General features: G+C 71.3%; 6 protein-coding genes. 5 read left to right on the forward strand and 1 reads right to left on the reverse strand.

What is annotated here, in order from left to right; translation table 11 throughout:
• The first annotated feature begins 16 nt into the window (after window positions 1-16).
• On the forward strand, window positions 17-3,562 hold the full coding sequence (dnaE, locus tag ACFVX6_RS34090) for a DNA polymerase III subunit alpha (RefSeq protein ID WP_389698113.1): 3,546 nt from the start codon (window positions 17-19) through the stop codon (window positions 3,560-3,562).
• 73 nt (window positions 3,563-3,635) lie between these two features.
• Here dnaE and ACFVX6_RS34095 read toward each other — a convergent pair whose 3' ends face one another.
• Window positions 3,636-3,806, reverse strand: a complete 171-nt coding sequence (locus ACFVX6_RS34095; RefSeq protein WP_389698115.1) for a hypothetical protein — start codon at window positions 3,804-3,806, stop codon at window positions 3,636-3,638.
• A 229-nt stretch (window positions 3,807-4,035) separates the two neighbouring features.
• On the opposite strand from ACFVX6_RS34095, the gene ACFVX6_RS34100 reads away from it, so the two are divergent.
• Genes ACFVX6_RS34100 through ACFVX6_RS34115 form a run of 4 tightly spaced genes read left to right on the forward strand, consistent with a single transcriptional unit; the run spans window position 4,036 to window position 7,989 of the window.
• Entirely contained in the window at window positions 4,036-5,388 is a 1,353-nt protein-coding gene (locus ACFVX6_RS34100) for an NYN domain-containing protein (RefSeq protein WP_389698117.1), read from the forward strand.
• Between the two features lie 28 nt (window positions 5,389-5,416).
• Window positions 5,417-6,457, forward strand: a complete 1,041-nt coding sequence (locus tag ACFVX6_RS34105; RefSeq protein ID WP_389698119.1) for an ABC transporter ATP-binding protein — start codon at window positions 5,417-5,419, stop codon at window positions 6,455-6,457.
• Window positions 6,454-7,266 carry an ABC transporter permease gene (locus tag ACFVX6_RS34110; protein ID WP_389698121.1) on the forward strand — a complete coding sequence of 271 codons (813 nt, stop codon included), beginning with the start codon at window positions 6,454-6,456 and terminating at the stop codon, window positions 7,264-7,266. Before ACFVX6_RS34105 ends, ACFVX6_RS34110 begins: the two co-directional genes overlap by 4 nt.
• Window positions 7,267-7,317: 51 nt before the next feature.
• The gene (locus ACFVX6_RS34115; protein WP_389698123.1) at window positions 7,318-7,989 is read left to right on the forward strand and encodes a hypothetical protein; all 672 of its coding nucleotides are present in this window, start codon (window positions 7,318-7,320) and stop codon (window positions 7,987-7,989) included.
• Window positions 7,990-8,143: the final 154 nt, after the last annotated feature.

An 8,143-nucleotide genomic window follows, 5' to 3' on the forward strand; every position in this document is an offset into this window, starting at 1 on the left:
CCCGGAGGCCCCCACCGTGACCAAGCCGCCGTTCACGCACCTGCACGTCCACACCCAGTACTCCCTGCTGGACGGTGCCGCGCGGCTGAAGGACATGTTCAACGCGTGCAACGAGATGGGCATGACGCACATCGCCATGTCCGATCACGGCAACCTGCACGGCGCGTATGACTTCTTCCACACGGCGAAGAAGGCCGGGGTGACGCCGATCATCGGCATCGAGGCGTACGTCGCCCCGGAGTCCCGGCGTAACAAGCGGCGCATCCAGTGGGGCCAGCCGCACCAGAAGCGCGACGACGTGTCCGGTTCCGGCGGTTACACCCACAAGACGATCTGGGCGGCGAACTCCACCGGGCTGCACAACCTCTTCCGGCTGTCCTCCGACGCGTACGCCGAGGGCTGGCTGACCAAGTGGCCGCGCATGGACAAGGAGACCATCTCCCAGTGGTCGGAAGGGCTGATCGCCTCCACCGGCTGCCCCTCCGGCGAGCTCCAGACCAGGCTGCGCCTCGGCCAGTTCGACGAGGCCCTCAAGGCCGCCTCCGAGTACCAGGACATCTTCGGCAAGGACCGCTACTTCCTGGAGCTGATGGACCACGGCATCGAGATCGAGCGCCGGGTCCGCGACGGGCTGCTGGAGGTCGGGAAGAAGCTCGGCATCCCGCCGCTGGTCACCAACGACTCGCACTACACGTACGCGCACGAGTCGGCCGCGCACGACGCCCTGCTGTGCATCCAGACCGGCAAGAACCTCTCCGACCCGGACCGCTTCCGCTTCGACGGCACCGGCTACTACTTGAAGTCCACGGACGAGATGTACGCCGTCGACTCCTCGGACGCCTGGCAGGAGGGGTGCCGCAACACCCTCCTGGTGGCCGAGCAGATCGACACCACCGGCATGTTCGAGGCCAAGAACCTCATGCCGAAGTTCGAGATCCCGGAAGAGGGCTACACCGAGATCACCTGGTTCAAGGAGGAAGTGCGGCGCGGCATGGCCCGCCGCTACCCGGGAGGGGTCCCCGAGGACCGGCAGAAGCAGGCCGAGTACGAGCTGGACGTCATCATCCAGATGGGGTTCCCGGGCTACTTCCTCGTCGTCGCCGACTTCATCATGTGGGCCAAGAACCAGGGCATCGCGGTGGGTCCCGGCCGAGGCTCCGCCGCCGGCTCGATCGTCGCCTACGCCATGGGCATCACCGACCTCGACCCGATCACCCACGGCCTGATCTTCGAGCGGTTCCTGAACCCCGAGCGCGTCTCCATGCCCGATGTCGACATCGACTTCGACGAGCGCAGGCGCGTCGAAGTGATCCGGTACGTGACCGACAAGTACGGCGACGACAAGGTCGCCATGATCGGTACGTACGGAAAGATCAAGGCGAAGAACGCCATCAAGGACTCGGCCCGGGTCCTCGGCTATCCGTACGCCATGGGCGACCGGCTGACCAAGGCGATGCCCGCCGACGTCCTCGGCAAGGGCATCGACCTCAACGGCATCACCGACCCCTCGCACCCGCGCTACGGCGAGGCGGGCGAGATCCGGGCGATGTACGAGAACGAGCCGGACGTGAAGAAGGTCATCGACACCGCCCGCGGCGTCGAGGGCCTGGTCCGGCAGATGGGCGTGCACGCCGCCGGCGTGATCATGTCCAGCGAGCCGATCGTCGACCACGCACCGGTCTGGGTCCGGCACACGGACGGCGTGACCATCACGCAGTGGGACTACCCCCAGTGCGAGTCGCTCGGCCTGATCAAGATGGACTTCCTGGGCCTGCGCAACCTCACGATCATGGACGACGCCGTCAAGATGGTGAAGGCCAACAAGGGGATCGACCTCGATCTCCTCGGCCTGCCGCTCGACGACGCCAAGACCTTCGAACTGCTCGGCCGCGGCGACACCCTCGGCGTGTTCCAGTTCGACGGCGGGCCCATGCGCTCCCTGCTGCGCCTGATGAAGCCCGACAACTTCGAGGACATCTCCGCCGTCTCGGCCCTGTACCGGCCGGGCCCGATGGGCATGAACTCGCACACGAACTACGCCCTGCGCAAGAACAAGCAGCAGGAGATCACTCCGATCCACCCGGAGCTGGAGGAGCCGCTCAGGGAGATCCTCGGCGTCACCTACGGCCTGATCGTGTACCAGGAGCAGGTCCAGAAGGCCGCCCAGATCATCGCCGGGTACTCGCTCGGCGAGGCCGACATCCTGCGCCGCGTGATGGGCAAGAAGAAGCCCGAGGAACTGGCGAAGAACTTCGTCATCTTCGAGGCGGGAGCCAAGGAGAAGGGCTTCAGCGACCAGGCGATCAAGGCCCTGTGGGACGTCCTGGTCCCCTTCGCCGGCTACGCCTTCAACAAGGCCCACTCGGCCGCGTACGGCCTGGTCTCCTACTGGACCGCCTACCTCAAGGCCAATTTCCCGGCCGAGTACATGGCGGGCCTGCTCACCTCGGTCAAGGACGACAAGGACAAGTCCGCGATCTACCTGAACGAGTGCCGCCGGATGGGCATCAAGGTGCTCCCGCCGAACGTGAACGAGTCGGAGGCGAACTTCGCCGCCCAGGGCGACGACGTGATCCTCTTCGGCCTCACCGCCGTGCGCAACGTCGGCCAGAACGTCGTCGAGTCGATCATCAAGAGCAGGAAGGCCAAGGGGAAGTACTCCACCTTCCCCGACTTCCTGGACAAGGTCGAAGCCGTCGTCTGCAACAAGCGCACGGTCGAGTCCCTGATCAAGGCCGGCGCCTTCGACGAGATGGGCCACACCCGCAAGGGCCTGGTCGCCCACCACGAGCCGATGATCGACAACGTGGTCGCCGTCAAGCGCAAGGAGGCCGAGGGGCAGTTCGACCTCTTCGGCGGAATGGGTGACGCGGACGCGGGCGACGAGCCGGGCTTCGGCCTCGACGTGGAGTTCTCCGACGTCGAGTGGGAGAAGGCCTACCTGCTCGCCCAGGAGCGCGAGATGCTCGGCCTCTACGTCTCCGACCACCCGCTCTTCGGCCTGGAGCACGTGCTCTCCGACAAGACCGACGCCGGCATCTCCCAGCTCACCGGCGGCGAGCACGGCGACGGCGCGGTCGTCACCATCGGCGGCATCATCTCGGGCCTCCAGCGCAAGATGACCAAGCAGGGCAACGCCTGGGCCATCGCCACCGTCGAGGACCTGGCCGGCTCCATCGAATGCATGTTCTTCCCCGCGACCTACCAGCTCGTCTCCACCCAGCTGGTCGAGGACACCGTCGTCTTCGTCAAGGGCCGCCTGGACAAGCGCGAGGACGTCCCCCGGCTGGTCGCGATGGAGATGATGGTCCCCGACCTGTCCAACGCCGGCACCAACGCCCCCGTCGTCCTCACCATCCCGACCGTCAAGGTCACCCCGCCGATGGTGACCCGGCTCGGCGAGATCCTGCGCCACCACCAGGGCAACAGCGAGGTGCGGATCAAGCTCCAGGGGCCGCGCACCACCACCGTGCTCCGGCTCGACAAGCACCGGGTCAAGCCCGACCCGGCGCTCTTCGGCGACCTCAAGGTGCTCCTCGGCCCGTCCTGCCTGGCCGGCTAGGCACCTTTCCCCCGTACGCCGGAAGGCCCGCCCCCGTCGACAGGGGCGGGCCTTCCGGCATGCAGGGGAGGCGTCAGTTGTGGCCGAACTTCTTTTCCCTCTTCTTGCCGGCCATCTGCAGCGGGCTCGGTGCCGCCGAGGTCGAGGGCGCGGGCGACGATTCCATCGAGGTCTTCGCCGGATCCTGCGAAGCCGCGCGGTCCTGTGACTTGGCGGGCTGCTGGCGGTTCTTGTTCTTGGCCATGGGATGCCTCCGTGGGGGGTTTAGGGGCCAGGGCCGCCTTCACACTCACACAGGGCCGTAAACGGCGCATTTTGGATCATTACCGCGCGTAGTCGGGGTTCCTGCCGGGGGACTCTGAGAGATACGCCACGCCGATGATCGAGTTCCGGCCGTCAAGGCCGTTGCCGTCGGGCAGACTCGGGGAAACCGCGAAAGACACAGAGGACCCCCAGGGAAGAGGGTGGTACGCGTGGACCGCTGCGTCGTCCTGGTGGACGCCGGCTATCTGCTGGGCGCCGCCGCGAGCCTCCTCGCAGGAGAGCCGTCCCGCTCCCGGATCACCGTCGACCATGCGGCGCTCATCCAGGGCCTGCGCGAGCGCGCAGAGGCCGACACCGAGCAGCCCCTCCTGCGGATCTACTGGTTCGACGGCGCACCCGACCGGGTGCCCCAGCCCGAACACCGGCGGCTGCGCGTCATGCCCCGGGTCACCGTCCGCCTCGGCGCCCTGACCCGCAGCGACGGCCGCTGGGCCCAGAAGGGCGTCGACGCGGCCATGCACGCCGAGCTCACCGAGCTCGCCCGCAACCGGGCCTGCTCGGACGTCGTGCTCGTCACCGGCGACGGCGACCTGCTGCCCGGCCTGATGTCCGCCAAGGAACACGGGGTCGCCGTCCACCTGTGGGCCGTCCAGGCCGCCGACGGGGACTACAACCAGTCCGAGGACCTCGTCGCCGAAGCCGACGAACGCCGCGTCCTGGACCGCACCTGGATCACCCGCGCCGTCCGCGCCCGCGACCTCACCGGACTCTGCGCCCCGGCGCCGGCCCCGCGCCCCGAGATCGCCGCCATCCTCTCCGCGCCGCTTCCCGAGGCCGCCCTCGCCGAGGCGGCCCGCGGCACCGGAACCCGGCCCGCGGCCCCCGTGGAGCCCGAGGAGGGCGGCGTACCCGCCACCGGCGCGGCCGCCACCGCCAACGGCAAGACCGTCCCGACCCCCAAGGACCTCGCGGGCGCCCTGCGCGCCCCCGGAGCCCCCACCCCCGCACCCGCCCCCGGGCCCGCCCAGGCCCTCGGCGCGGCCCCGGCGGGCAGCGCCCTGCGGTGGTCCTCCGACAAGGGGTGGGTCGACCGCGCCGGGCCGCTCGGCGAGCCCGCCGAGACCGCCTCGCTGCCCACCCTGGCCCAGCTCACCTCCGCCGAGCAGCGCTGGGCGGACCGCGAGGAGGACATCACCACGGTCGGCGGCGACCCCTTCGAGGTGGGACAGGTGTTCGCCCGGCGCTGGATGGAACGGCTCCCGGAGACCGTGCACCTGCAGAAGCTCGCCACCATGTACCCGCGGATCCCGCACCGGATCGACGGAGAGCTGCTGCGCTACGCCGCCCGCTTCGGACTCCTCGCCCACAAGGACGACCAGATCGACGAGCACGACCGGTACGCCATCCGGGCCGGCTTCTGGCGCGAGATCGACGTACGGGCGGCCGCCGAACACGTGGCCGGTGCCGGATCCCCGGCCGGTCCGGCCGCCGTCCCGGGTGCTCCCGGGGCCCCTGTTGCGGCCCCCGTCACGGTGGCCCAGGCGGCCCCGGCAGCCGAGTAGGGGCCGCAACCCCGTAGGCTGCTCCCTCGTGAGTACGGGGACAGCACAGGCGGATACGGGCACGGCAGGGGCCGCGGGACCGGCCCCCGACGTGGTCTGCGCGGTACGTGACCTGGTCAAGACGTATCCCGCGGTACGAGGACGGCGCGGGGCCCCGGCCCTGCCCGAGACCCGTGCCACCGACGGGATCTCCCTGGACGTGCGGCGCGGCGAGATCTTCGGGCTGCTCGGCCCCAACGGCGCCGGCAAATCGACCCTGGTCCGCCAGCTCACCGGCCTGCTGCGGCCCGACTCCGGCTCGGTGACCCTGCTCGGCCACGACCTCGTACGCCACCCCGACCGGTCGGCCCGACTGCTCTCCTACCTGGGGCAGGAATCCACCGCCCTCGACGAGCTCACGGTCTCGCTGGCCGCCGAGACGACCGGCCGGCTGCGGGGCCTGGGCCTGCGCGAGGCACGGGCCGCCCGGGACTCCGTACTGGAGGAGCTCGGCCTGACCGTGATCGCCGGACGCCCCCTGAAGAAGCTGTCCGGCGGGCAGCGGCGCCTCGCCTGCTTCGCCGCCGCACTGGTGGGGGAGCGGCCCGTCCTGGTGCTCGACGAGCCCACGACCGGCATGGACCCGGTGGCCCGGCGGGCCGTCTGGGCCGCCGTCGACCGTCGCCGCGCCCAGACCGGGGCCACCGTGCTGCTGGTCACCCACAACGTCATCGAGGCCGAGACCGTCCTCGACCGGGTCGCCGTCATCGACCAGGGCCGGGTCATCGCCTGCGACACCCCGGCCGGACTCAAGGCCCGGGTGTCCGGCGAGGTCCGCCTCGAACTGGTCTGGCGCACCGCGCCGCCGCTGGAGCTCCCGGAGGTCGCCGCGCTCGCCGCGGCGGCCACCGAATCCGGGCGGCGCTGGGTGCTGCGGCTCGGACCCGACGAGGCGCGGGCGGCGGTGGCCGCCGTGACCGGCGGCCCGGCCTTCGCCGCCCTCGACGATTTCACGCTGGCCACGCCGAGCCTGGAGGACGTGTACCTCGCCCTGGGCGGACGCACCTCGAAGGGACTGGTGAAGGCGTGAGCGCCACCGCCGCCACCACGGCCACGGCCGCCGCCACGCCCGCACTCGAGACTGTGGGCGTACTGGCTCCGCGCGCCCGGTTCTTCCCCGCGCTGGCCGCCGTCTACCGGGCCCAGCTGTCCCGCGCGCGGGTCTCGCGGATCCCCCTGCTGTTCGTGGCCACCTTCCAGTCCGTCGGGATCATGATCCTGATGCGGGGCGTGGTCGACGGGGGCTCCGAGGCGCGGGCCGTCGTCGCCGGTTCCTCCGTGTTGGTCGTCGCCTTCGTCGCGTTGAACCTGCTCGCGCAGTACTTCGGCCAGCTCCGGGCCAGCGGCGGGCTCGACCACTACGCCACCCTGCCGGTGCCGCCCGCGTCGGTGGTGCTGGGCGCGGCCGCCGCGTACGCCTCCTTCACGCTGCCCGGCACCCTGGTGACGGCGGTCTTCGGCAGCGTGCTGTTCGGGCTGCCGATGGGCGGACTGTGGATCCTGGCCGCCGTGGTGCCGCTGGCCGGCGCCGCCCTCGCCGGACTCGGCGCGGCGCTGGGCCTGCTCGCCCCGCGTCAGGAGCTGGCCACCCTCGCCGGACAGCTCGGCATGTCCGCGGCCCTGCTGCTGGGCGTACTGCCGCCCGAGCGGATGCCGGACGTCATCGTCTGGGCGCGGGACCTGCTGCCGTCCACGTACGGCGTGGAGGCGTTCGCCCGGACCTTCGAGCCGCATCCCGACTGGGCGGCGGTCCTCCTCGACCTCGGCGTGTGCGCGGGGGTGGGGGTGCTGTCCCTCGCCGTCGCGACCTGGGCCTACCGGCGGGCAGCGGTCCGCTGACGCCCGCCGGGGCCGATCGTTAAATCAAACACTTCCTGGCACGATGTGGGGGTGACCGAAGCCGTGACCCCCTATGACAAGTCCGACCAGCCGCCGTCGGAGTCGCCTTCGGCTCCGGCCGCGCCCGCGTCCGAGCCGGCGTTCTCCCCGTCCGACATCCGCGACGGGGCCGCCATCGCCCTCGTGATCGGCGTGGCCGGCGTGCTCCTCGGGCTGCTGTGGGTCTGGCTCGCGCCGCGCGTGCAGTACGTCTCCAACGGCGAGGCCGTGTTCCTGCGGGACACCGAGAGCGAGGCGCGCATCGGGGCGGACGGGACCTTCCTCCTGCTGTCCGTCGGATTCGGCGTGCTGAGCGCGCTGGCGGTCTTCCTGTGGCGCCGCGGCGGCGGTGCGGCGCAGGTGGTCGGGCTCGCGGTCGGATCGGTCTTCGCCGCGCTGGTCGGGTGGCGGGTGGGCCTGTGGCTGGGCCCGTCCTCGGACTTGGTGGCGGTCGCCCGGAAGGCGGGGAAGGGCGTCCCCTTCGACGCCCCGCTGGAACTGCTCGCGCACGGGGCGCTGCTCGGGTGGCCGATGGCCGCGGTCGTCGTTCACCTGGCGCTGACTGCGCTGTGGGGTACGCGGGATCCGGCGCCGGAGCTCGGGGTGTGGCCGTCCGGTTATTACCAGGCCCCTGCCGTCTCCCCGTCTGCGGACCCGTCCGGTACGGAGCCTCCGCGGCCGTAGCCCCGGCCGGGGAGGCGGGCCCTGCGGGGCCGTCCCCTACCCGCCCTTCCACCGTTCCCCGGGGCTGCGCCCCGGACCCCCTGGGGCTGCGCCCCGGACCCCCTGGGGCTGCGCCCCGGACCCCCTGGGGCTGCGCCCCGGACCCCCTGGGGCC

This window comes from Streptomyces sp. NPDC058289, from assembly GCF_042880975.1.
Lineage (GTDB): Bacteria > Actinomycetota > Actinomycetes > Streptomycetales > Streptomycetaceae > Streptomyces > Streptomyces stoeckheimensis.